Source organism: Afipia sp. GW823-FHT06G09 (assembly GCF_058794875.1).
This window is the reverse complement of record NZ_JBXAHF010000001.1, coordinates 1,402,176-1,424,433: the sequence shown is the minus strand read 5'-3', so window position 1 is coordinate 1,424,433 and position 22,258 is coordinate 1,402,176. Positions and strand designations below refer to the sequence as shown.

The following is a 22,258-nucleotide window of genomic DNA, read 5'->3' as shown; positions in this document are numbered from 1 at the left end:
GTGCCTCAGTCACAGCCTGTGACTGTGAGGGCGTTTGCAATTCTAGATTGAAAAATACCCATTTACCTCCTGCCCCGGAAATGCCTTAATTCGCCGCATTTGGGCTGGGGATTTTCCAATGAAGTATTTTGGGTTGGTGATTTGTCTTGCGTGCCTTGCCGGTTGTGCAGGCCTTCCTGAGGCGGAAAAAGCCTCTCAACTTGGCGATGCGATCACAGCCACCGGAAAGCTGGTGCGTGACTCGATCGCGTCGAACCGGACCAACGCCATCCGGAACGGGGAAGAAGTTCAGGCCAGCAATCTGCTTCGCAGCAAGGAGATCAGGCCGTCGCCATCGGAAGTTGCGATGGCGAGCAGGGCGAATGTGCAACAGGTGGCGGGAAGCCCTGAAGCGATCGGGGACGCCAGAGCCGCTTTCGAGAAGGCAAAAGCGCAACAACTGGCGGCAAAACAGGCAGGGCTGGCCTTTACGCTGGCCGATGCGCCGACGAGCCAGATCAACGGCCTCCAGAACAGTGCCCAGATGCAGGCCGCGAAAGCGCTGGAAGGATACGGCGACGCGCTGAAGAAGGCGATCGACGAAGGCACGATCGAGAAACTCGAGCAGGCCTCGGTCAAGCTTGGCGATGCTGCCAGCAATGTCGTCACCGCCGCTTCGCCGCTGTCCGCTCCCATCGCCGGGCCCGCCCTGAAGGTCGGGTCGCGCATTGCCGGATTTTTGATGGGGAACGCCTATGCGAACGAAATCCAGGCCATCATCGTGGCGCGGAACAATGATGTCGTCGCGGTCGTGAAATTGCTCAAGGAAGATATGGCGCTGGTCGCGGACTCGGTGAAGCGGCAGGCGGATTTCTTCGAAATCCAGCGAAAAGCGAATCTCCAGTTGATCGGCCAAGATCCGAACGTCACGCGGCTGCAGCTCTACAACGAGTATTACACGGCGCGGAAGGAAGCGGGCACCATGCGCGCGACGGCCGTCGCCGCCGCAAAATACGCGGAGGTCCTGGATGCGCTGGTCGAAGCTCACGCTGCGGTCGCCGCTGCCGATCCCAACTCCGAACTTTTCCTGAAACGCTTTGTCGTGCTGGCTGACGATCTTGCGGCGCTGATCAAGGCCGCAAAGAAGGAGGCCTGAGATGGCTACTCTCGAGGAAGCAAAAGCCCGTCTCGCTGCGGCATCGCAGCGGTTTCACGACACCGAAATCAAATGGCAGCCCTCGCTGTGGGACAGCTCGGATTTCGGGCTTCAGCCGCAGGGCAACGATCTGTTCGGCAATATCTTCTCGAACATTTTCGGCACTCGGCCGCTCTCGCCTCCGGCGCCGCGAATCTTCAGCCAGAGGGACGCGCCGCGTGCCCTGCGCGCCTGTTTCGATGTTCTCTATGCCCTGGGCAGCCGCTCGACCGATGCCAATGAAACGCTGGCCTATGCCGCTGCGATGGACGCCGTCTCGACGGAACTCGATTTCATCGCGGAAAGGCGGCTGCTGAGCAGAACAAAGGAGTACGCTCCGTTCACGGCCGCATTCAAGTCAGCAGCGAAGACGCTCAAGGAGGCCAAGGCGAAGGCCGATGAGCTGGCCCAGAATCTGGGCCTTGCAGCGGATGTCCTGACGGCATTCTCCAAGATCATCGCGGTGGTCTGATCGCCGCCGGCGTTCAGCGTGCCGATCAAGAAAAAAACGCCCCGGGTCACCGGGGCGTTTTGCAGTTTGGGAGGTTCGATAAGCCGGAGATTTAGGCCGCGACCTGCTCGGCGACCTTCGGCGCGGAGACCGAGGTGGTGATCGGAATCTGGCGCGGCTTGGCGGCTTCGGGAATCTCGCGGACGAGATCGACGTGGAGCAGGCCGTTCTCGAGCGAGGCGTTCTTCACCTGCACGAAATCGGCAAGCTGGAACTGGCGCTCGAAGGCGCGCGACGCGATGCCGCGATAAAGCACTTCGCTGGACTGGCTGTTCTCGTTGGCGGCTTTCTCGCCCTTGATCGTCAGGGTGTTTTCCTTGGCGACGATCGAGATTTCATTCTGCGAAAAGCCGGAGACAGCGACGGAAATCCGGAAATTGTTCTCACCGGTGCGCTCGATGTTGTAGGGCGGATAGCCCGGCGAGCTTTCGCTGGCGGACTGATCGAGCAACGAGAAGAGGCGGTCAAAGCCGACGGTGGAACGGTAGAAGGGGGTCAGGTCAAACGTACGCATGTTAGTCCTCCAAAGTGAGCGACCAGCGCGTTTTTCAGGCGGGACGGACCATTGCATGAGCAACGTCGTTGAAGACCGTCTCGCTTGCACAACGCGCCACTCTTTTTCAAAGAGCAGACAACGCGCCATTGGGCCGGGTTTTCGTTCTGCGTGCAGCCTTAACTGGCCTGCACGAAACTGATATGGGAGGGGCCTTGCGGGGTTCAAGAGGGTTCCCGGCCCCTCTTTTTGCCCGCAATATCTTTTTCCGAATTTCATGATTCCTTTCGCCTGATCGGCCCCGCATGACGCTTGTTTCCATCCCCGCCAATCCCGTTCCCGACAATGTTGTCTCAGGCACCATCAAGACGCCCGACGGCGCCGAATTGCGCTTTGCCCGCTGGCAGCCGCCGGCTGGCCGCAAGGGCACTGTCTGCGTCTTCACCGGGCGGGCCGAGAGCATCGAGAAATACTTCGAGACCGTGCGCGAACTGCGCGAGCGCGGCTTCGCGGTGGCGATGATCGACTGGCGCGGGCAGGGACATTCGTCGCGGCAGTTGCGCGATCCCCGCAAGGGCTACGTCCACAGGTTTTCCGATTTCGAGGTCGATGTCGAAACCTTCGTAAAGCAGGTGATGCTGCCGGACTGTCCGCCGCCTTACTATGCGCTTGCGCATTCGATGGGTGGCGCTGTGCTGCTGCGGGTGGCGCATGCCGGCAAGCGCTGGTTCGACCGCATCGTGCTGTCCGCACCGATGATCGATTTGCCGGGCTATGCCACCAAGCTTCCGACGCGGATGTTTGTGCGCACGCTGCGCTGGCTCGGGATGGGCGGCCGCTACGTGCCCGGCGGCACCGGCGAACTCACCGGCACCAACAGCTTCGTCAACAATCCGCTGACATCGGACCCGGTGCGCTATGCGCGCAACGCCGCGATCTACGAGGAAGATCCGACCCTCGGGATCGCGTCGCCGACGGTGGCCTGGGCCGACAGTGCGTTCCGTGCGATCGTTGAATTCCGCGAAGCGAGTTATCCGTCGCAGATCAGGCTGCCGATCCTGATGATGGCCGCCAGCAGCGACACCATCGTCTCGACCGCCGCCATCGAGGAGTTCGCCTATCACCTGCGCGCCGGATCGCATCTGGTGATCGCAGGCTCCAAGCATGAAATCCTGCAGGAACAGGATCGCTACCGGCAGCAGTTCTGGGCCGCGTTCGATGCTTTCGTGCCCGGCACACCGCTGTTCAAGTAAGGCGGACCACGAGGGAACCGCTCCCTCCTTGCCGCGATCTTTTTTCCGGCGGCGCTGAGGCGGTGCTATGGTGGCCGCCTGCGGGCTGCCGCCGCCCGCGCTCGATAGGCCATTCTCTTTCTGCTTCTGCACTTTCTGCAAACTCGTTTCCGCGTGTCGTGTGGCATTGCGGGTCGACACAGGGAGGTAGTGCGATGACAATGAGGCCCGATCCGACCTTCCACGCATCACCGAAGCTTGCGATGGAGGCTCCCCCCGAAAACTTCGCTTATACGCTGCTGCTCAGCCCTGACTTCTCGAAGCCCGATGCGCTCGCGGTGATCGACGTGAAGCCGGGCTCGTCCAGTTACAGTCAGGTCGTCCATACGGTGACGATGCCGAACAAGGGTGACGAGTTTCATCATTTCGGCTGGAACGCCTGCTCGTCCGCTTTATCGCCGCTCACGGGTCATGCGTTCGTCGAGCGGCGCTATCTGATCATCCCCGGAATCCGATCCTCGCGCATCTACATCGTCGATACGAAACCTGATCCGACCAAGGCGAGGATTCACAAGATTATCGAGCCCGAAGAGATTTTCAAAAAAACCGGTTACTCACGGCCTCACACCGTTCACTGCGGGCCGGAAGGCATCTACGTCAGCACGCTCGGCGGTGGCGGCAAGAACGGCACCGACGGGCCGCCCGGCGTGTTCATCATGGACTGCGAGACCTTCGACGTTCTCGGGCGCTGGGAAATCGATCGCGGGCCTCAGACGTTGCACTATGATTTCTGGTGGAACCTGCCGCGCGACTACATGGTGACCAGCGAGTGGGGGCTGCCGCCGCAGTTCGAGAATGGAATCGTGGCCGAGGACCTGCTGTCCAACAAGTATGGCCATCGAATCCACTTCTGGGATCTGCGCGCCCGGCGCAACGTGCAGACCATCGATCTTGGCGCCAACCATCAGATGGCCCTTGAAGTCCGGCCCGCGCATGATCCTGTTCGCGAGTATGGCTTCCTTGGCGTTGTGGTCGATACCACCAATCTCGAAGGCTCGATCTGGACCTGGTGGCGCGAAGGCGGAAAGTTTCACATCGAGAAGACGGCGACGATTCCGGCTGAACCGGCGCCCAAGGAAAAGCTTCCACCGCTGCTGCAGGGCTTCGGCGCCGTGCCGCCGCTGGTCTCGGACATCGATCTCTCCATGGACGACAGGTTTCTCTATGTGTCCTGCTGGGGCACGGGCGAGATGCGTCAGTACGACGTCAGCGACCCGCGAAAGCCGAAGCTTGCGGGCTCCGTGCATATCGGCGGCATCGCGCGCCGCACGCCGCATCCGAACGGCAAGGCGTATGCGGGCGGGCCGCAGATGGTCGAGATCAGCCGGGACGGCAAGCGCGTGTACTGGACCAACTCGCTCTATTCGACATGGGATGACCAGTTCTATCCCGACGGAATCCCCGGCGCTGAGGTGATGGCGAATGTGAAGCCGGGCGGCGGTCTCGAACTCGCAAAGGACTACTGGCTGAGTTTCCCTGACGGCTACCGCGCGCATCAGATCAGACTCGATGGCGGCGACTGCTCGACGGATTCATTCTGCTATCCGTCGGTTTAGTGTGGCGGTTCGCAAGTCCGCAACATTTTCTCGGCACTTCCATTTGCGGACTTGCGAACCAAAGCCACACTAAAATTATAGGTTGCTAGTGTCCTTTTGAATCCGAAGTTCGCTATGGGAGGTGCTGCGAAATGATGCGAACTTCGGATTCAGGACACTAGCTTTGAGCGTTGCGGACTGGACGCCTGCGGGACTTTGGCTCGCTGTTGTGGTGAGCGGCATCTATCACGGGGTGAGTCCCGGCATGGGGTGGCCGCTGGCCGTCTCGGCTGGGCTCATGGACAAAAGCCCGCGCGCACTGGCCGCGGCGCTGTGGCCGCTCTCGATCGGTCATCTGCTGGCAGTGCTTCTGATCATGCTTCCCTTTGCGGTGCTCTCCGCGCTGGTCGAGTGGCAACGGCAGATCCAGATCGGCGCAAGTCTTCTGGTGATCGGGTTCGGCATTTTCCGCCTGATCAACCGGCGTCATCCCCGGGCACTGGCGCGGATACGGCCGACGCAACTTGGGCTGTGGTCCTTCGTCGTTGCGATTGCGCATGGCGCAGGGTTGATGCTGGTGCCGATCTATCTCGGGCTTTGCAGCAGCGCGAAGATCGACAAAGGCCATGCGGCGGCCAGCGCGCTTGTCAGCACCAACCTTGGCACCGCGGTGCTGGTCGCCGTCGTCCACTCTGCGGCGATGATTGCCGCAGGCGGATTATCGGCGTGGCTTGTCTACCGGTATCTGGGACTGAAATTCGTGTCGCGGAGCTGGTTCAATCTCGATGCCGTGTGGGCCACGAGTCTCATTCTGGTGGGTGCCCTCGCGCTTGCGCTCAATCTTGTTGGCTAGCACTAGGCGCGGATCAGCGCACATCAAACCCGTCGCGCAGTTCTGATGCGATCCGATCGGCTGGAGGGCTGCGCGCCCCGGCACAAACTTGGGCGCTTTGATGGCCCCTCAACCAAAATTGCAGTCCGGATGTGGACTTCGTTGAAAACGCTCAGCTGGGTTGTATCCACCCCAATACCGTCGGGTTCTGGCGCTTCCTTCACAGGTAACGAGGAGATGATCGATGAACATCCACTTTTTGCCGCCAGAGTCAGATGCATTTGAGATCGCGGTCGATGACGCGATTGCCGCGTGTGGTGGCGATTTACGAGGTGCCCTCAAGGCGTTGCTCATGGTGAACGATCTGCTTGAGCGGGAACTATTCAGGATGCGCGAAATGCTGGCGAAGTAGCCACAGCCCGCTCGGCCAGACAGCAATTCTCGCCGACGTGGGCCGCTGCCGGCAGGCATAACGCAATGTCAGGTTTGAATCTGTGCAACCCTGATGGCGAACGTCGCCGGAGGTTTCTGATGAAACCGATTTGTGCGCATACCTAGTTCGCTTTCGGAGCGACACCGGTCGCGGGCGGAGGCGCCGCCGCCTGTGCCGCGCGGCCGACGCTGACACTCAGGAGCCCCTGGCCCCAGATGCGTTTTGCGACACGTTTGGTGTCCTCCAGCGTCACCGCATCGACGAGCGCGTTCCGCTTCTCGATGTAGTCGATGCCGAGATCGTCGAGCTGGTATTGCAGCAGCGCGGTGGCGAATTTCGACGAGGTGTCGAGCGCCAGCATCTGCGAGCCCTTGAGGAAGGATTTGGCTTCGTCCAGTTCCTGCTGGGTCGGGCCTTCGTTGCCCATGCGTGCGATTTCGGCGGTGATGGTGTCCAGCGTCTCCTTCGCCTTGTCGGCGCGGGTGGCGGTGGAGCCTGCAAACAGCGACGACTTTTTCATCCAGATCAGGGATTCCGACACCGAATAGACCAGCCCCCGTTTCTCACGGACTTCCTTGTAGAGCCGCGTCGAGAGCGTGCCGCCGCCGAGAATGTGGTTGACGATGTAGGCCGCCATGAAATCGGGATCGTTGCGGGCGATGCCGGGGCCGCCGAAATTCACCGAGGTCTGCGGCACGTCCACAATGGCGGATGTATGCTGCGGCGGCTTGACGGCCGCGACTTCCGGGACCGGCGTCAGATTGCCCCTGGCGGGCAATGAGCCGAACGTGTCGTCGAGCAGTTTGCCGAGCGCTTCCGGCGTGAGGTCGCCGACAACGGCAATCTTCAGCGAATCCTTCGCGATCACCCGCTGCGCGTAATCCTTCAGGTCTGCGGACTGGATCGCAGGAAGGCTTTCGATGGTGCCGTTCGGCGGGCGTGCATAGGGATGCGTGCCGTAGGCCTGTTCCCAGAACTTGCGGCCTGCGATCGACACCGGATTGGTGGTCTCGCGGCGTGCACTGGACAGCATCTGCGCACGGACGCGCTCCAGCGGCTCGCTGTCGAAACGTGCGGAGGTCAGCGCCAGCTTGAGCAGGCCGAAGGCTTCGTCGCTGTTTTCCTTCAGCATCCGCATCGAGCCGCGCAGATAATCGCGGGTCACCGAAAAACTCATCTCGATGGCGCGCCGTTCGAGGCGCTCATGAAATGTCTTCGAATCGAGATCGGCGGCGCCCTCGTCGAGCATGTTGGCGGTGAAAGCGCCGATGCCGGGTTTGTCGGCGGGGTCCTGCGACGAGCCGCCGGCGAAGGCGTATTCCAGCGCGACCAGCGGCACAGTGGCGTCCTGAACGAACCAGGCTTCGATACCGCCGGGCGACACCACGCGCTGAACTTTTGCAGCGGCGGATGCCGGCGTCACGAATGCGGCAAACGAGGACGCGGCGATGAAAGCGGCAGCCGCGAGACGCGGCAGATGACGGCGGGTGACAATCACGAGCGTTTCTCCTCGCGCTTCGCGGTCGTCGCGGCGGTGTCCTTGATGAGATAGCCGGTCACGGAGCGTTTTTTCTCAAGCCAGGTTCGCGCGGCGTCACGCACCTGTTCGGCGGTGACGGCCTTGATGCGATCAGGCCATGCCCTGACGTCGTCGACACTGAGGCCGACAGTGACCGCGGCGCCGTACCAGCGTGCCAGCGTGGTCTGGCTGTCCTGCGCGTAGACCGCCTGGGCGATCATCTGGGTCTTGATGCGTTCGAGTTCTTCAGCCGGCACCGGATCGGTCGCAAGCTTTGCGATCACCTCATCGATGGCCTGCTCCACCTGCGGAAATTCCACGCCGGGTTTCGGCGATGCCGAAATCCCGAACTGGGTGGGATCCACTCCCGTCCCCTGGTACCAGGCGCCGGCACTCACCGCGAGCGGCTTGTCCACCACGAGCGCGCGGTAGAGCAGCGAGTTGCTGCCGGTGCCCATCAATTGCGCCAGCACGTCGAGCGCGGAGCTTTTGTCCGGCGCAGCCGTGACCGAGGACGGAACGAGATAATAGCGGCGCAGGCTGGGTTGTTCGACGCGCGGATCGGCGAGCGTCACGGTGCGCGGCCCGGCGGGCTCGGGCTCCTGCGGCCTGATCCGCTGTGCCGGGATCGCGGGCTGCGGTGGAATCTTGCCATAGGCCGCCTCGATCATCGGGCGTACTTCCTCGGCGCTGACGTCGCCCGCGATCACGAGGGTGGCATTGTTGGGTGCGTAAAACCGTTTGTAGAAGGCGAGCGCGTCCTCACGGTTCAGCTTCTCGATCTCCTGATGCCAGCCGATCACCGGGCGGCCATAGGGATGGTTGAGATACAGCGCCGCCATGATCTGTTCGGTCAGCCGCGCGTCCGGGCTGTTGCCGACGCGCATGTTGTACTCCTCGAGCACCACGTCGCGCTCCGGCAGCACATTCTCGTCCTTGAGAATGAGGCCGGTCATGCGGTCGGCCTCGAACTCCAGCATGGTCGCGAGCTTGTCGCGCGACACGCGCTGGTAATAGGCGGTGTAGTCGTAGGAGGTGAAGGCGTTCTCGTTGCCGCCGATGCGCGCCACCAACTGGGAGAACTCGCCGGCCGGATGTGCACTGGTGCCCTTGAACATCAGGTGTTCAAGGAAGTGCGCGAGGCCGGATTTCCCCGGCGTCTCATCGGCGGAGCCGACCTTGTACCAGATCATCTGCGTGACCACCGGCGTGCGGCGGTCCGGAATGACGATGACATTGAGGCCGTTCGAGAGCGTGAAGGTCGTTGGCCGTTGCGGTGCGGTCTGCGCCGTGGCGGGTTGAATGGAGACCGGCGCGAGGCCAAGCGTCACAAAAGCCGTCGCGAAGGCCATGGCGGTGAGGTGGCGGGAAATCATCATGATGCTCTACCGGATCGCAGATTTATCGCCCGGAAAACATTCAAATCCGCGAGAGGCGACACTGCGGGACCTGAAACGATCGCACCTCGAAAAAACATGGCGATCGCAATCATGGGGCCGCAGGTGTCAGCGAGACGCTGCGGCCAGCAAACAAATCAATCCCAGGTCTTTTCGCACCGGCCGCTGGCGGCGTCGCACTTTTCCCGCGGCGGCTTCAACTGGCCGACGCCGTAGGCGTAGTTCGACGACGGTGTCTGGTAGCCGGTCGGAGGCTGCGTCAGCTCGGTGCGCTCGGGCTCGGAGGTAAATTTCTCGGTTTCGGTCTTCGTGTTGCTGCTGAACGGATTTGAGAACAGTCCGCCGGTATAGCCGAGTTCCGACGGCAGCATCATCAGCGGTGAGTTGGAATTGTTGTTGCCCGGCGCGTTGCTTTCCGCCGTCTTGCTGCGCGGAGCGCGCTTGTTGAGTTCGCTCGGCATCAGCGGCATGCGCGCTTCTTCCGGGCTCATCGCCTTCTGCTTGGCCCGCTCGCGCGCGGCCGCGCGTTCGGCGACGTCCGGGTCCTTCGGCCAGTTCGGCGCGTACTTCGGCTTGCCGCTCTGCGGCGGGGGAAGATCGATCTTGGAGGGAACCACCAGCGGCGAGCGCTCGCGGTATTCGATGGAGCCGTCCTCAAGCTTCTTGCCCCCGAGGCCGCTCATCAGGTTGTCCATCAGCTTTTCTTCAAACGTCTTGTTCTCGTCGCTATCCGGATCCTGCGCGTGAACCGGCCCGGTCCCGAGCACCAGACCAACGCCCAGCAGGAGGGCGGCGAGCCGCAGCACGCGCGTCGCGCGGCGCGAGAAGGGATGCAAACCTGAACCGATGGCGCCCGTCATTGCGTTCATCCTGATCCACTATCAAAGGGCGCGGGCATGTCCCCGGGGACATGTCGCCGCAGGCCAGATTGCCAAGGGCCGGATGGCGAGCCAACCGGCGGATAACTCACGCGTATCCCCGGTTATCAGGGCCTTTTTGCGGCGCTCGGGGTTACAAAGGAGTCATACAGGAGGGCGGCAACCCCGGCAACGATGGCCACGTCCGCAAGGTTAAACACGTACCAGTTGTAGGTTTTTCCGCCGATCTGGACATGAAACAGCGCGAAATCGACCACCGCGCCATAGGCCAGCCGGTCGATGGCGTTACCGAGGGCCCCGCCGATGATGAGCCCGAGGCCGATGACGGCGAGACGGGTGCCGGATTTCGCCATCCAGACCGCCAGCACGATCACCGCCGCGGCCTTGATCGCCAGCAGGATGGCCTGACCCACCGGGCCCGAATCCTGGAACCAGCCGTAGCTGATGCCGGTATTCCAGGCGAGCACCAGATCGAAGAACGGTGTCACGGCGACCGTGCCCCGCGGGCCGAGTTCGAACACGTTCAGCAGCCAGAGCTTCGACGCCTGATCGAGCACCAGGGCTGTGACAGCGGCGATCACACCGGAGCGGAGGAGAGGGCTCACACACCGACTCCTAGCGCCTTCCACTCCCGCAGCGCCTGAGCGTCGCGCGGCGAGACATCCGGATAGTCAGGATCGCTCCCGACGGTGGGAAGAATCTTCCACGACCGCGCGCACTTGGTGCCAACAGCCTTCTCGACCACGACGGCAACACCCGGCACATCGCCGAGCGTGAACGCGCCCGCCGGAGCATCCTCGTTCGTGACCATCGCATTCGATGTGATGCAGACTTCCGCAAGATCGACATCGAACAGCGTGGCGAACACCGCCTTGTCGGTCACGTAGACCAGTGGTGAGGCTTCCAGCGACGAACCGATGCGCTTGGCGGCGCGCTCGACCTCCAGCGCGCCGGTGACGACACGGCGCACCTCGCGGATGGTTTCCCACTTCTTCGCGAGGGCCTCGTTGTGCCATGCGGGCAGCGTCTTCTGGAACAGCTCGAGATGCACCGAGACGGCGGCATCGCCGTAGCGCGACATCCAGGCTTCCTCTGCAGTGAAGCTGAGGATCGGCGCCAGCCAGGTCGTGATCGCGCGGAACAGATAGTCGATCACTGTCAGCGCCGACTTGCGCGCCACCGACGACGGCGGATCGCAGTACAGGGTGTCCTTGCGGATATCAAAATAGAACGCCGACAGTTCCGTGTTCATGAAATTCGCCAGCGTCGCGACCACGGTCTTGTAGTCGAAGTTCGCGTAGGCGGGACGTACGATGGCATCGATCTCCACCAGTCGGTGCAGCATCAGCCGCTCGAGTTCCGGCATGTCGTCGGCCTTGATGCGGTCCTTGTCCTGGAAATGCGCAAGACTGCCGAGCATCCAGCGGACCGTGTTGCGCAGCTTGCGATAGGTCTCGATGGTGTTCTTGAGGATTTCCGGGCCGATGCGCTGGTCGTCGGCATAGTCGGTGGCGCAGACCCACAGCCGCAAGATATCCGCGCCGGAATCTTTGATGACCTTCGCCGGATCGGTGGTGTTGCCGAGCGATTTGGACATCTTGCGGCCGTTCTCGTCGAGCGTGAAGCCGTGGGTCAGCACCACGTCGTAGGGCGCGCGGCCACGGGTGCCGCAGCTTTCCAGCAGCGAGGAATGAAACCAGCCGCGATGTTGGTCGCTGCCTTCGAGATACATCACGGTGTCGTTGCCGCCATCGACCTTGCGCTTGATCCCGGCGAGGCCGGGGAAGTGCACCGGGTCTTCCAGCACGAAGGCGTGGGTCGAGCCGGAGTCGAACCAGACGTCGCAGATGTCGTTGACCTTCTGCCATTCCTCGTTGGCGTGCGAGCCGAGGAAGCGCTCGCGCGCGCCGTCCTTGTACCACGCATCGGCGCCTTCCTTTTCGAATGCGTCGGCGATGCGCCTGTTCACGGTCTCGTCCTGCAAAATCTCGGCGGAGCCGTCGCCCTTCTCGCGCACGAACACGGCGATGGGCACGCCCCAGGCGCGCTGGCGCGAGATCACCCAGTCCGGGCGGCCTGCGATCATGCCGGTGATGCGGTTCTGGCCCTGCTCGGGCACCCAGCGCGTGACACTGATCGCCTGCAGAGCGCGGGCGCGCAGCGTGTCGCCGGGCTTCGCCTTGCCGTGGTCGGAAATATCCTTGTCCATCGCGATGAACCATTGCGGCGTATTGCGATAGATCACCGGCTTTTTCGAGCGCCACGAATGCGGATACTGATGCTTGAGGCGCGAGCGCGCCAGCAGCATGCCGCGTTCGATTAGCGCCTTGATGACAGCCTCGTTGGCGTCGCCCTTTTCGCCCTTGTCGGTGAGCACGCGCTTGCCGGTGAAGCCCGGCGCATGTTCGGTCAGCGCGCCGTCGGCATCGACGGTGTAAGGGATGACCGAACTGATGCCGCGCGCTTCGAGTTCGCGCGCGTTGGCGGTCCAGACATCGAAGTCTTCGCGGCCGTGGCTGGGTGCGGTGTGTACGAAGCCGGTGCCGGTGTCGTCGGTGACGTGATCGCCGGCCAGCAGCGGCACGGTGAATTCATAGCCGCCGGCAAAGCCCTTGAGGGGATGGCTGCACTCGATGGCGTCGAGAATATCGGCGGAGACATCGCCGGCTTTCTCATACGACGTCACGCGCGCCTGCTTGAAGACGTCTTCGGCCAGCTTGTCGGCCAGGATCAGAAGATCGCCGGTCTTCGCCCAGTTGTCGGCAGGCGCGTCGGTGATCTTGTAGAGGCCATAGGAAATCTTCGGCGAGAAGCTGATGGCGCGGTTGCCGGGCAGCGTCCACGGCGTCGTGGTCCAGATCACCACCGAGGCCTTGGCGAGGCGGCCGTGCGCGGCGTTGACCGGAAACTTCACCCACACCGCGTCCGAGGTATAATCCTCGTATTCGATTTCAGCCTCGGCCAGCGCGGTCTTCTCGACCACGCTCCACATCACCGGCTTGGAGCCGCGATACAGCGTGCCGTTGGCGGCGAACTTCATCAGCTCGCGCGCGATCTGCGCTTCGGCCGGAAAGGTCATGGTCATGTACGGATGCGACCAGTCGCCGACCACGCCGAGGCGCTTGAATTCCTCGCGCTGGATGTCGACCCACTTCTGTGCGAACGCCCGGCACTCCTGACGGAATTCGACGATCGGCACTGCGTCCTTGTTCTTGCCCTTGGCGCGGTACTCTTCCTCGATCTTCCACTCGATCGGCAGGCCGTGGCAGTCCCAGCCCGGCACGTAGTTGGAATCGAAGCCGAGCATTTGCTGGCTCTTGGTCACCACGTCCTTGAGGATCTTGTTGAGCGCGTGGCCGATATGGATGTTGCCGTTGGCGTAGGGCGGGCCGTCATGCAGCACGAATTTCGCGCGGTCCTTCGCGGCCTCGCGGAGCTTGCCGTACAGGTCGATCTCGTTCCAGCGCGCCAGAATTTTGGGTTCCTGCTGGGGCAGGCCCGCACGCATCGGAAACTCGGTCTGCGGCAGATAAAGAGTGCTGGAGTAATCGTTGCCGTCGGCTTTGGGGGCAACGGACTTTTGGGGCTTGTCGGACATGATGCTCTGGCTTGGCTCGAATGGCGCTGGCGCGCACGTAATGTGCAGCGATGAAAATCGATCCCGGTCTTGCGCCGAGCGTGTGCTCAGACGGAAGCCGGGCCGCTAATGCCGATTATGGTGCGCTGCGCCAACATGACGCCTAGATAGCAGGCATGGGGGGCATCGGAAAGGCCCGCAAGCTGCTCAATTCGTGACAATTCCGAGCTTCGGAAACGCATCCGGGGCCGCGGCGAGCATGGCGCGGGCCTTTGCGCTGTCGTCATCCATCTGGCGCACCAAGGCGTCGATCCCGTCGAACTTCAGTTCGTCGCGAATAAAGCCGACGAATGCGACATCGAGCTTCTGGCCGTAAAGGTCGCCCTTGAAGCCGAACAGGAAGATTTCCAGCAGCGGCGCGCCGTTGTCGAAGGTCGGACGGCGGCCGAACGAGGCCACACCATCGAACCGCTTGTCGCCGATCCCGACCCGCACGGCATAGATGCCATGCTTGAGGCCGCAGTTCTTGTCGAGACGGATGTTGGCGGTGGGATAGCCCATATCGCGGCCGCGCTTCTCGCCGTGAATGACCTCGCCCGAAATGAACCACGGCGCGCCCAGCATCGCGGTCGCTTCGGTGACCTGGCCTTCGGCCAGCGCCATGCGGATCGCGCTCGAGGAGACCGGGCGATCCAGAATGTCGACATGCGACTGGATGTGGACCTCGACACCGAGCTTCGGCATCTCGCTGGCAAGCAGTGACGGCGATCCCGCGCGTCCCTTGCCGAAATGAAAGTCGTAGCCGACGGCGATGCCGCTGATTCCGAGCCGGCCGATGAGATCGTGGTTAATGAAATCCTGTGCGGTGGTGCCGGCGCGGGCACCATCGAATGTCATTACCACGGCGCCGTCGAGGCCGGTGCCCGCCAGCAGGCGAAGCTTCGCGGCCTCGTCGCTCAGTCTGAACTGCGGCGTGTTGGGGCTGAAAAAGCTGCGCGGGTGCGGCTCGAATGTCACCGCATAAGCGGGCTTGCCGAGCTTGCGCGCCATGTCGATGGCCGCTGAAATCACGACACGGTGGCCGAGATGGACGCCGTCGAAGTTGCCCATCGCCACCACAGCGCCTTTTACAATTGCGCTGGTTGGAGTGGCGTCGCGAATGACGGAAAAGCTTGTCGTCATGGGTACCGGAAGGAGGACATTGAAGAAATCGGGCGGACCTGACCCCGGCCCGCCATCGGAGTCAAGCTGCTGAATCAGGCCTTAACGGCGCAACTTAAGATAATCCCGATGTGGTCCGATTAACGGGCTGTTTAAGCCGCCGGTGCTAGGTTCGCCCCGACTGCGGGTGGCAGAAGCCGCCCGCAAAATGTTGATAAACGCACGCCGGTTGCTGCGTTCGAGGGAGAAAAACAGCGATGGCCATGGATTTGTCGATGCCGGTTCTGGTTGTGGACGACTACAACACGATGATCCGCATTATCCGCAATCTGCTCAAGCAACTCGGTTTCGAGAATATCGATGACGCCAGCGATGGCTCGGCAGCGCTCAGCAAGATGCGCGGCAAGAAGTACGGACTCGTGATCTCCGACTGGAACATGGAGCCGATGACCGGATACGACCTGCTCAAGGAAGTGCGCGGCGATCCGAATCTCGCCACCACGCCTTTCATCATGATCACGGCTGAATCGAAGACGGAAAACGTCATCGCCGCCAAGAAGGCCGGCGTGAACAACTACATCGTCAAGCCGTTCAACGCCGCGACGCTCAAGACCAAGATCGAGGCGGTGTTCCCCGATCACGCGCCGGCGTAAGCGCCGATTACAGGATTTTAGAATTTCGATGCCCGGCATTCGTGCCGGGCATTTTGTTGCGGGTCATTCCGCTTGCGGTCACCGCCGGATGAGAATGACGCCGCCGATCAGCATCGCGACGCCGATCAGGCGCGGCAGATCGATTGAACGCTGTGCGAGACCCAGCCAGCCGAAGTGATCGAACGTCACCGACGCCAGCATCTGTCCGGTGACGAGGAGGGCGATGAACGTCGCGGCTCCCAGAGTGGGTATCAGCACGATCGCGAGCCCGATGAAAATCGCGCCGAACAGACCGCCGCTCCAGGCCCACCAGGGAATTCGCGCCATGGTCGCGATCTGCGGCACGGGATCGCGTAATGCTATGGCGAGAACCACCATGCAAACGAGCCCGACAAAATAGCTCGTGAAACCCGACCATACCGCGGAGCTCAGCGCCGTTCGCAGGTTGGTGTTGAGAACCTGCTGGATCACGATGCTCGCGCCGGCTGCGACGGTCAGAAAGATCGGGAAAGCCAATTTCATCATGCTGCACCTTAGATCACGAACCGCCGGGCATCCGATCTTGCCCGTGCGGATTCACCACGTCAGGTCGCGCATCAGCGCGAACGGCGGCTTGGCGTCTCCGAACAGCCGCCGCACCGAGAATTCGTCCGCGACGTCGAGCCCCTCGAAATCCACCGCATGGATGCCGCGGGTCAGGAACAGGCAATCCAGTCCCATTCCGTTGGCGCCGTTGAGATCGGTACGGACGGAATCGCCGATCGCGAGCACGCGGTCGAGCGGCGTGGACGTGCCGCGCTTCTCCGCAGCCAGCTCCAGCGCGCGATCGTAGATCGGGCGGTGTGGCTTGCCGTAGAAGATCACCTCGCCGCCCATGTCGCGGTACAGTTCGGCGATCGCGCCCGCGCAATAGATCAGCCGGTCGCCGCGCTCGACCACGATGTCCGGATTGGCACAGACGAAGGTGAGATTGCGCGCACGCGCCTGCTCCAGCACGCCGCGATAATCCTCGGCGGTTTCGGTCTCGTCGTCGAACAACCCGGTGCAGGTGACGTAGTCGGCGTTCTCGATGGTCGTGAACTTCACGTCGAGTCCGCGAAACACCGGATTGTCGCGCTCCGGTCCGATCTGGAAAACCGCCTGCTGGTGGTGTGACGCCACGAAGTTGCGGGTGAGGTCGCCCGACGACACGATGGCGTCATACGTCTCGTCGGAAATGTTCATCCGGCGGAGCTGGCGCTGCACGGAATCGGCCGGGCGCGGCGCGTTGGTGATCATGATCACCGTGCCGCCCCGCTTGCGGAAGGTTTGCAGCGCCTCGCAGGCGGGAACGAAGCCGGTGAGGCCGTCGTGAATCACGCCCCAGACGTCGCTGAGAATGACATCCACGCCGGTGGTGAGGTCGCGCAAATGATCGGCGAATCGCAGCGCGGCGGCGTCAGGCAGCTTCATGGAAAAAGATCACTTCTCTGTGCAGAGGCTTTGGCTATTTCTGCGCAGATGCCCGGCGGACCAGCGCAGCGGTGCCCGTCGCACGAGGGGGCTCGGCCCGGACGCCGGCTTTTTCTTCCTTCCGGGCGGGGGCGTCAACCGCCGAAGGGGCAGATGCGGCATGTTCCGTTGACGAGGCTGCGCCTTCCGGCCGCAGCGGCCGCGGCGGCGCGAACAGGAAGCCCTGGCCGAAGCGGACATCGTAATCGAGCAGGTCGACCACGGCGCGCTCGCCTTCGATCCGCTCCGCCACGAGGTCAATTCCAAAACGCCCGAGCAGATCGGACAGGTCGGCGGCGTGAATGTCGGCGGATGACAACTGCTTCTGGTCGAGCAGCATCGCCGCCGGGACCTTGATGAACTTGACGCCGCGATCAGCGAGTTCGCGCGGATCGAGCCGCAGGTCGGCGACGTTGTCGATCGAGAAGCCGTAGCCGAGCCGCTGCAGCGTTGCGAGATGCTCGCTCTCCACCGGGCCGAGATGGCGGAAGGTGCTCTGCTTGAATTCGAGAATGAGAGACGGCGCCAGGATGCGGTTGGCTTCGAGAAAATCGAGGCACTGGCCGAACACCGAGGGATTGCTCAGCGTGGTGCCCGAGATGTTGCAGAACACGCCGACATCCTTCGAGCGCACCATCAGCCGCCGCAACACCTGCACACAGCGCAGCAGCACGGTGTGGTCGATCTGGCCGATCAGGCCTGCGGTTTCCGCCGTGCCGATGAATTCGCTTGCGGTCAGCAACTGGTCCTTGTCGTCGCGCACGCGCGCCACGGCTTCATAGAACCGCACCTTGCGCTGGGGCAGCGTCACCATCGGCTGGAGAAACAGGTCGATGCGGTTGGCCTCGATGGCGTTTCTCAGGGCGATGAGAAGCTGGGTGTTGTTGAGATTGGCGGTTGCGGGCCGTGCGTCGGCTGGCTGAGCGGGAGCAGGCGCGCTGATGCCGGCCGCCGGAGCAACATGGTCCGTCTCATTCGCCGGAGCGCTGACAGGTTCTGCAACCTGCTGTTCGGTAAGCGTGCTGACGGCATTTGCGAGAAGCTCGTCATGGGCCGCGACGGACGAGGCCAGCTGCTTGACCAGCGAGCCCAGTTCGCTGATTTCGCCTGCCACGGTCTGGACGCGTTCCTGTCCGCTCGCATCGATCGCCGACAGGCGGATTTCGATGGCGCTCATGCGGCGTCCGAACTCTGCGACCTGGCGTGCGAGGTCCGCCGTGCCGCGCGACAGGTCGGCGATCTGGCTGCCGACGTCGGTGCGATCGCGCAGCCGCATCGACACCGCGTTGTAGAGGATCAGGAAGGTCAGCGCGGTCAGCGCGACAATGGCGGATTCGGAGATGCTGAGGCCCGCCAGCGAATACAGCAGCAGGCCAAGCGACGCTGCGATCAGCACCATGCAGATGGCGATGAAAATCGTCGAAATGCGGATCATGAAGCCTGCCCAACCCCGAACGGGGCTGAGCTTAGCATCAAGTTTGATTCGGCGCGAAATTCTTAAGGCAGCCGCGAAGGTTGCCTTAATTCAGGGAGCGGAAATCACGCACGGTCAGGCGACCGCGCGGATCACCTTGGCGATCTTGTCCATGATCTCGCCGATCTGGCTCTCCGAGATGATCAGCGGCGGGGTCAGGCAGAGGGTATCGCCCGCCACCCGCATCATCAGGTCGTTGTCATGGAACGCCGAGTCCAGCGCCTCGAAGCCGCGCTTGCCGGGCCCCTCCTTGTTAGGCGCCAGATCAATGCCCGCGGTGATGCCGACGGTGCGGATATCCACCACGTTCGGCTCCTTGCGCAGCGCCATCACGGCGTCGGCCCATTTCGGTTCCATCGCCCGGGCGCGCTCGAACAGGCCTTCCTCGCGGTAGATGTCGAGGGTGGCGAGACCGGCCGCGCAGGCCAGCGGATGGGCCGAGTAGGTGTAGCCGTGGAACAGCTCGATGACGTGTTCCGGGCCCTTCATGAAGGAATCGTAGATCGCGTCGCGGATCAGGACACCGCCCATCGGCACCGCGCCGTTGGTGACGCCCTTGGCGAAGGTGATCATGTCCGGCAGTACGCCGTAGCGTTCCGCCGCAAAGGCATAGCCGAGGCGGCCATAACCGGTGATGACTTCGTCGAAGATCAGCAGGATGCCGTGCTTGTCGCAGATCTCGCGCAGCCGCTGCAGATAGCCCTTGGGCGATGCAATGACGCCGGTGGAGCCCGCCATCGGCTCGACGATCACGGCGGCGACGGTGCCGGGACCGTGGATGCCGACAATGCGCTCGAGCTCGTCGGCGAAATGCGCGCCATACTCCGGCTCGCCCTTGGTGAAGGCCTGCTTGTCGCGGTCATAGGTGGTCGGCAGGTGATCGACGCCGGTCAGCAGTGTGCCGAACATCTTGCGGTTGTTGACCATGCCGCCGACGGAAATGCCGCCGAAGCCGACGCCGTGATAGCCGCGCTCGCGGCCGATCAGCCGGGTGCGTCCGGCCTCGCCACGGCCGTTGTGATAGGCCAGTGCCACCTTCAGCGCGGTATCGACTGCTTCCGAACCGGAGTTGCAGAAGAACACATGCTCGAGGCCTTTCGGCGCCAGCGCGGCGATGCGGCTGGCCAGTTCGAAGGCTTTCGGATGAGCGAACTGGAACGGCGGCGCGTAATCGAGGGTCGCGGCCTGCTTCTGGATCGCGTCCACGATCGAGTCGCGGTTGTGGCCAGCGTTGCTGCACCACATGCCGGCGGCGCCGTCGAGGATGCTGCGGCCATCGGCGGTGAAGTAGTGCATGTCCTTGGCGCCGGCGAGCATGCGCGGTCTGGCCTTGAACGCCCGATTGGCCGTGAACGGCATCCAGAAGGCATCAAGGTCGTTCGGTGTCGCGACGTTCGGGCGGGGGTGCTGAATATTCAAAGGTCGTTCCTTCCGGCAAGGAGCAAGTTTCTTTGTTAGGCGCAGAGTCTATCAGGTTCCGCAGGCATCCGGAACGCATTGCGGCGCATGGTCGCCCGTAAGTGAAGGCACGGATCACAGTCGGAAAATACTACTACCAATAGTAGTTGTATGAATTAGTTTGCCCTTAAAGGTTGTGTGCGCAAATGCCCGTCATGAAACAGGCCCGCACACTGTTCGAAAAATTCCGCGCCGCCCACGAGGGCGCCATCGCCGTCGAGTTCGCGATGATTGCGCCGGTGTTCCTGATGATGGTGTTCGGCATCATCATGTACGGCTCCTATCTCGCAGTGGTTCACGGTGTGCAACAGCTTGCTGCCGAAGCCGCTCGGTCCTCGGTCGCGGGATTGAGCGAAAGCGAGCGCAGCACGCTCGCCAGCAGCTATGTCACCGGCAACGTCAATACCTACCCGCTGATCGATCCGGCAAAGCTCACCGTCAGCGCCGCGACGTCGGTCTCCGACGCCAACGTCTTCGTCGTCTCCGTCAATTACGACGCCTCCGGCATGTTCATCTATTCGTTGCCCACATTCGTGCCGATGCCGTCGCCTGCCATCGTGCGCTCGGCGGCGATCCCGCGCGGGGGATACTGAACAGAAGAAGTCTCGGGAGGTTGTGATGCGCAGCTTGCTTCGACGTTTCTCCGCCGATGAGCGCGGCAATATCGCGATCATGGGCGCGGCCAGTCTGCTGCTCGTGATCGCCTGCGCGGCGCTCGGCGTCGATGTCGGCGCCATCTTCGCCGACAAGCGGCGGACCCAGAGTGCTGCCGACCTCGCGGCGCTCGTCGCCGCGAGCGACCTGACCAATGCGTCCCGCGCTGCTGCGGCGACCGTCGCCAAGAACAACTATCCACCGGAGTCGCTCGTGGCTGTCGAACCCGGTGTTTACACGGCGAATGCATCCCTGACGCCGCAGCAGCGCTTCGTGGCGGCGGCCACGCCCGCCAATGCGGTGCGGGTCACCATGCAGACCAGGACGCCGCTGTATTTCGGCAAGGCGCTGACCGGCGACAGCCAGTGGAATCTCAAGGCGACCGCGATCGCCAGCACCACACGGCTCGCCAGTTTCGCGATCGGGTCGCGGCTGGTGTCGCTCAACGGCGGTCTGCTCAATTCGCTGCTCGGCGGGATGCTCGGCACCACGCTGTCGCTGTCGGCGATGGACTACAACGCGCTGCTCAGCGCGAAGATCGATGCGTTCGATTTCCTCTCGGCGCTGGCAACGCGGGTCAACCTGACCGGTGTGAGCTACGACACGTTGCTGAACAGCAACCTGAAGGTGACGGATATCGTGGCGGCGCTCCAGACCGCAGCGGCCGGCAACAACGGCGCGCTTGCAGCGCTCTCCAGCCTGTCGTCGGCGATCTCGGGCCTCACCACCCGCATCACGCCGAAGGCGCTGATCAGCGTCGGGCCGTATTCCGGTCTTACCGTCGGGCAGAAGCCGAAGGTCGGCGCAAACGTCTCGGCGCTCGATCTGCTCTCGGCCATGGCGGCGCTGGCCAACGGCACCAACCAGATCGCGGCCAATGTGAACCTGTCGCTGCCGGGCATCGCCGGCGTCACATTGCAGGCCACCGTCGGCGAGCGGCCGGTGGGAACAAGCTGGATCACCGTCGGATCGCTGGGCGCCAGCGTGCATACCGCGCAGACGCGCGTGCTGCTGAAGATCCAGCTTGTCGGCTCGGGCGCGGTGTCGGTGGTCAACCTTCCGGTCTATGTCGAGATCGCGGCGGGCACCGCGACGCTTAACGCGGTGTCGTGCGGCTATCCCAACGTCAACACGTCGTCGGTGACGCTCGGCGTTTCACCCGGCATTGTCGATGCGTGGGTCGGCGATGTGACGTCCAGCATGATGACGAATTTCTCCACCAAGCCGAATCCGCCGGCGGTCAACATCGTCAATCTCGGCGCGATCCAGGTGACGGGCCGGGCGCATGCGACGATGGCGAACGCGTCGCCGACCAGCGTGACCTTCAGCTATGCCGACATTCAGGCGCAGACCAAGAAGACCGTGAACACCACGTCGTTCACATCGTCGCTGACAACCAGCCTGCTGGGCGATCTGCAACTCGGTGTGCAACTCGGGCCGCTCGGCCTGCCGATCCCCGGCATCGGCGCGCTGGTCGCCAGTATCATCGGCGGCGCGACCGGATCGATCGATACATTGCTCAATTCGGTGTTGCAGACGCTGGGCGTGGGTCTTGGCCAGGCGGATGTCTGGGTCACCGGCGTGCGCTGCGACGGCGCGGTGCTGGTGAATTAGTTTCTCCGTCCTTTGATGCACGACGATTGAACAATCCCTCCCCCTTGTGGGGAGGGTCGGCCGAGCGCAGCGGAGGCCGGGGTGGGGTCCTTCGTCCGCGCGTACCCCACCC

The 22,258-nt window shown here is 62.9% G+C and carries 20 protein-coding genes; 9 read left to right on the top strand and 11 right to left on the bottom strand.

Going from position 1 to position 22,258, the window contains the following annotated elements:
• Positions 1-118: 118 nt before the first annotated feature.
• Together AC1Q67_RS07045 and AC1Q67_RS07040 are read left to right on the top strand one after the other, a co-directional pair.
• A complete protein-coding gene (locus tag AC1Q67_RS07045; protein ID WP_492234694.1) occupies positions 119-1,135 on the top strand; it encodes a hypothetical protein in 1,017 nt (338 codons plus the stop codon).
• 1 nt (position 1,136) lies between these two features.
• On the top strand, positions 1,137-1,646 hold the full coding sequence (locus AC1Q67_RS07040; RefSeq protein ID WP_492234695.1) for a hypothetical protein: 510 nt from the start codon (positions 1,137-1,139) through the stop codon (positions 1,644-1,646).
• 91 nt (positions 1,647-1,737) lie between these two features.
• On the opposite strand, the gene AC1Q67_RS07035 is transcribed toward AC1Q67_RS07040, so the two are convergent.
• Entirely contained in the window at positions 1,738-2,199 is a 462-nt protein-coding gene (locus tag AC1Q67_RS07035; RefSeq protein ID WP_024577690.1) for an Hsp20 family protein, read from the bottom strand.
• A 284-nt stretch (positions 2,200-2,483) separates the two neighbouring features.
• Here AC1Q67_RS07035 and AC1Q67_RS07030 point away from each other — a divergent pair, with 284 nt between their 5' ends.
• The 4 genes from AC1Q67_RS07030 to AC1Q67_RS07015 all read left to right on the top strand — a co-directional run bounded on the left by AC1Q67_RS07030 (position 2,484) and on the right by AC1Q67_RS07015 (position 6,249).
• Positions 2,484-3,431, top strand: coding sequence for an alpha/beta fold hydrolase (locus AC1Q67_RS07030; protein ID WP_024577691.1), 948 nt, complete (start codon positions 2,484-2,486; stop codon positions 3,429-3,431).
• Between the two features lie 194 nt (positions 3,432-3,625).
• A complete protein-coding gene (locus AC1Q67_RS07025; RefSeq protein ID WP_492234696.1) occupies positions 3,626-5,026 on the top strand; it encodes a selenium-binding protein SBP56-related protein in 1,401 nt (466 codons plus the stop codon).
• Positions 5,027-5,189: 163 nt separating this feature from the next.
• The gene (locus tag AC1Q67_RS07020) at positions 5,190-5,858 is read left to right on the top strand and encodes a hypothetical protein (protein ID WP_492234697.1); all 669 of its coding nucleotides are present in this window, start codon (positions 5,190-5,192) and stop codon (positions 5,856-5,858) included.
• Positions 5,859-6,081: 223 nt separating this feature from the next.
• Positions 6,082-6,249 (top strand): hypothetical protein, encoded by a 168-nt coding sequence (locus tag AC1Q67_RS07015; protein ID WP_192817780.1) that lies wholly within the window; start codon positions 6,082-6,084, stop codon positions 6,247-6,249.
• Positions 6,250-6,391: 142 nt separating this feature from the next.
• Here the strand turns inward: AC1Q67_RS07015 and AC1Q67_RS07010 are convergent, their stop codons facing one another.
• The 6 genes from AC1Q67_RS07010 to AC1Q67_RS06985 form a co-directional block, all read right to left on the bottom strand.
• On the bottom strand, positions 6,392-7,768 hold the full coding sequence (locus tag AC1Q67_RS07010) for a M16 family metallopeptidase (RefSeq protein WP_492234698.1): 1,377 nt from the start codon (positions 7,766-7,768) through the stop codon (positions 6,392-6,394).
• Positions 7,765-9,168, bottom strand: a complete 1,404-nt coding sequence (locus AC1Q67_RS07005; protein ID WP_492234699.1) for a M16 family metallopeptidase — start codon at positions 9,166-9,168, stop codon at positions 7,765-7,767. The genes AC1Q67_RS07010 and AC1Q67_RS07005 overlap by 4 nt, the downstream gene beginning before the upstream one ends.
• Positions 9,169-9,323: 155 nt before the next feature.
• Positions 9,324-10,046 carry a hypothetical protein gene (locus tag AC1Q67_RS07000; protein WP_492234700.1) on the bottom strand — a complete coding sequence of 241 codons (723 nt, stop codon included), beginning with the start codon at positions 10,044-10,046 and terminating at the stop codon, positions 9,324-9,326.
• Between the two features lie 125 nt (positions 10,047-10,171).
• Positions 10,172-10,669, bottom strand: a complete 498-nt coding sequence (gene lspA, locus AC1Q67_RS06995; RefSeq protein ID WP_492234701.1) for a signal peptidase II — start codon at positions 10,667-10,669, stop codon at positions 10,172-10,174.
• Complete coding sequence (ileS, locus tag AC1Q67_RS06990; RefSeq protein ID WP_492234702.1) at positions 10,666-13,662, bottom strand: isoleucine--tRNA ligase; 2,997 nt, start codon at positions 13,660-13,662, stop codon at positions 10,666-10,668. The genes lspA and ileS overlap by 4 nt, the downstream gene beginning before the upstream one ends.
• 186 nt (positions 13,663-13,848) lie before the next feature.
• On the bottom strand, positions 13,849-14,823 hold the full coding sequence (locus AC1Q67_RS06985; RefSeq protein WP_492234703.1) for a bifunctional riboflavin kinase/FAD synthetase: 975 nt from the start codon (positions 14,821-14,823) through the stop codon (positions 13,849-13,851).
• 236 nt (positions 14,824-15,059) lie between these two features.
• Between AC1Q67_RS06985 and AC1Q67_RS06980 the strand changes: the two genes are divergently transcribed.
• Positions 15,060-15,455 carry a response regulator gene (locus AC1Q67_RS06980; protein ID WP_006022043.1) on the top strand — a complete coding sequence of 132 codons (396 nt, stop codon included), beginning with the start codon at positions 15,060-15,062 and terminating at the stop codon, positions 15,453-15,455.
• A gap of 78 nt (positions 15,456-15,533) precedes the next feature.
• On the opposite strand, the gene AC1Q67_RS06975 is transcribed toward AC1Q67_RS06980, so the two are convergent.
• The 4 genes from AC1Q67_RS06975 to aptA all read right to left on the bottom strand — a co-directional run bounded on the left by AC1Q67_RS06975 (position 15,534) and on the right by aptA (position 19,839).
• The gene (locus AC1Q67_RS06975) at positions 15,534-15,980 is read right to left on the bottom strand and encodes a DMT family transporter (protein ID WP_492234704.1); all 447 of its coding nucleotides are present in this window, start codon (positions 15,978-15,980) and stop codon (positions 15,534-15,536) included.
• Positions 15,981-16,031: 51 nt separating this feature from the next.
• Positions 16,032-16,907: a TIGR01459 family HAD-type hydrolase gene (locus AC1Q67_RS06970; protein WP_492234706.1), complete on the bottom strand. Its 876-nt coding sequence runs from the start codon at positions 16,905-16,907 to the stop codon at positions 16,032-16,034.
• Between the two features lie 34 nt (positions 16,908-16,941).
• Positions 16,942-18,381: an EAL domain-containing protein gene (locus tag AC1Q67_RS06965; RefSeq protein ID WP_492234707.1), complete on the bottom strand. Its 1,440-nt coding sequence runs from the start codon at positions 18,379-18,381 to the stop codon at positions 16,942-16,944.
• A gap of 114 nt (positions 18,382-18,495) precedes the next feature.
• The gene (gene aptA / locus AC1Q67_RS06960; RefSeq protein ID WP_492234708.1) at positions 18,496-19,839 is read right to left on the bottom strand and encodes an omega-aminotransferase AptA; all 1,344 of its coding nucleotides are present in this window, start codon (positions 19,837-19,839) and stop codon (positions 18,496-18,498) included.
• Between the two features lie 185 nt (positions 19,840-20,024).
• On the opposite strand from aptA, the gene AC1Q67_RS06955 reads away from it, so the two are divergent.
• The gene (locus tag AC1Q67_RS06955; RefSeq protein WP_492234709.1) at positions 20,025-20,471 is read left to right on the top strand and encodes a TadE/TadG family type IV pilus assembly protein; all 447 of its coding nucleotides are present in this window, start codon (positions 20,025-20,027) and stop codon (positions 20,469-20,471) included.
• Positions 20,472-20,496: 25 nt separating this feature from the next.
• Positions 20,497-22,146 (top strand): TadG family pilus assembly protein, encoded by a 1,650-nt coding sequence (locus tag AC1Q67_RS06950; protein WP_492234710.1) that lies wholly within the window; start codon positions 20,497-20,499, stop codon positions 22,144-22,146.
• Positions 22,147-22,258 lie beyond the last annotated feature (112 nt).

What these genes read in the sequence shown, in the direction of transcription:
- AC1Q67_RS07045 (WP_492234694.1), top strand. Translation starts at nt 119, where the DNA reads ATGAAGTATTTTGGGTTGGTGATTTGTCTTGCGTGCCTTGCCGGTTGT.
- AC1Q67_RS07040 (WP_492234695.1), top strand. Translation starts at nt 1,137, where the DNA reads ATGGCTACTCTCGAGGAAGCAAAAGCCCGTCTCGCTGCGGCATCGCAG.
- AC1Q67_RS07035 (WP_024577690.1), bottom strand. Translation starts at nt 2,199, where the DNA reads ATGCGTACGTTTGACCTGACCCCCTTCTACCGTTCCACCGTCGGCTTT.
- AC1Q67_RS07030 (WP_024577691.1), top strand. Translation starts at nt 2,484, where the DNA reads ATGACGCTTGTTTCCATCCCCGCCAATCCCGTTCCCGACAATGTTGTC.
- AC1Q67_RS07025 (WP_492234696.1), top strand. Translation starts at nt 3,626, where the DNA reads ATGACAATGAGGCCCGATCCGACCTTCCACGCATCACCGAAGCTTGCG.
- AC1Q67_RS07015 (WP_192817780.1), top strand. Translation starts at nt 6,082, where the DNA reads ATGAACATCCACTTTTTGCCGCCAGAGTCAGATGCATTTGAGATCGCG.
- AC1Q67_RS07005 (WP_492234699.1), bottom strand. Translation starts at nt 9,168, where the DNA reads ATGATGATTTCCCGCCACCTCACCGCCATGGCCTTCGCGACGGCTTTT.
- AC1Q67_RS07000 (WP_492234700.1), bottom strand. Translation starts at nt 10,046, where the DNA reads ATGACGGGCGCCATCGGTTCAGGTTTGCATCCCTTCTCGCGCCGCGCG.
- ileS (WP_492234702.1), bottom strand. Translation starts at nt 13,662, where the DNA reads ATGTCCGACAAGCCCCAAAAGTCCGTTGCCCCCAAAGCCGACGGCAAC.
- AC1Q67_RS06985 (WP_492234703.1), bottom strand. Translation starts at nt 14,823, where the DNA reads ATGACGACAAGCTTTTCCGTCATTCGCGACGCCACTCCAACCAGCGCA.
- AC1Q67_RS06980 (WP_006022043.1), top strand. Translation starts at nt 15,060, where the DNA reads ATGGCCATGGATTTGTCGATGCCGGTTCTGGTTGTGGACGACTACAAC.
- AC1Q67_RS06975 (WP_492234704.1), bottom strand. Translation starts at nt 15,980, where the DNA reads ATGATGAAATTGGCTTTCCCGATCTTTCTGACCGTCGCAGCCGGCGCG.
- AC1Q67_RS06970 (WP_492234706.1), bottom strand. Translation starts at nt 16,907, where the DNA reads ATGAAGCTGCCTGACGCCGCCGCGCTGCGATTCGCCGATCATTTGCGC.
- AC1Q67_RS06965 (WP_492234707.1), bottom strand. Translation starts at nt 18,381, where the DNA reads ATGATCCGCATTTCGACGATTTTCATCGCCATCTGCATGGTGCTGATC.
- AC1Q67_RS06955 (WP_492234709.1), top strand. Translation starts at nt 20,025, where the DNA reads ATGCCCGTCATGAAACAGGCCCGCACACTGTTCGAAAAATTCCGCGCC.
- AC1Q67_RS06950 (WP_492234710.1), top strand. Translation starts at nt 20,497, where the DNA reads ATGCGCAGCTTGCTTCGACGTTTCTCCGCCGATGAGCGCGGCAATATC.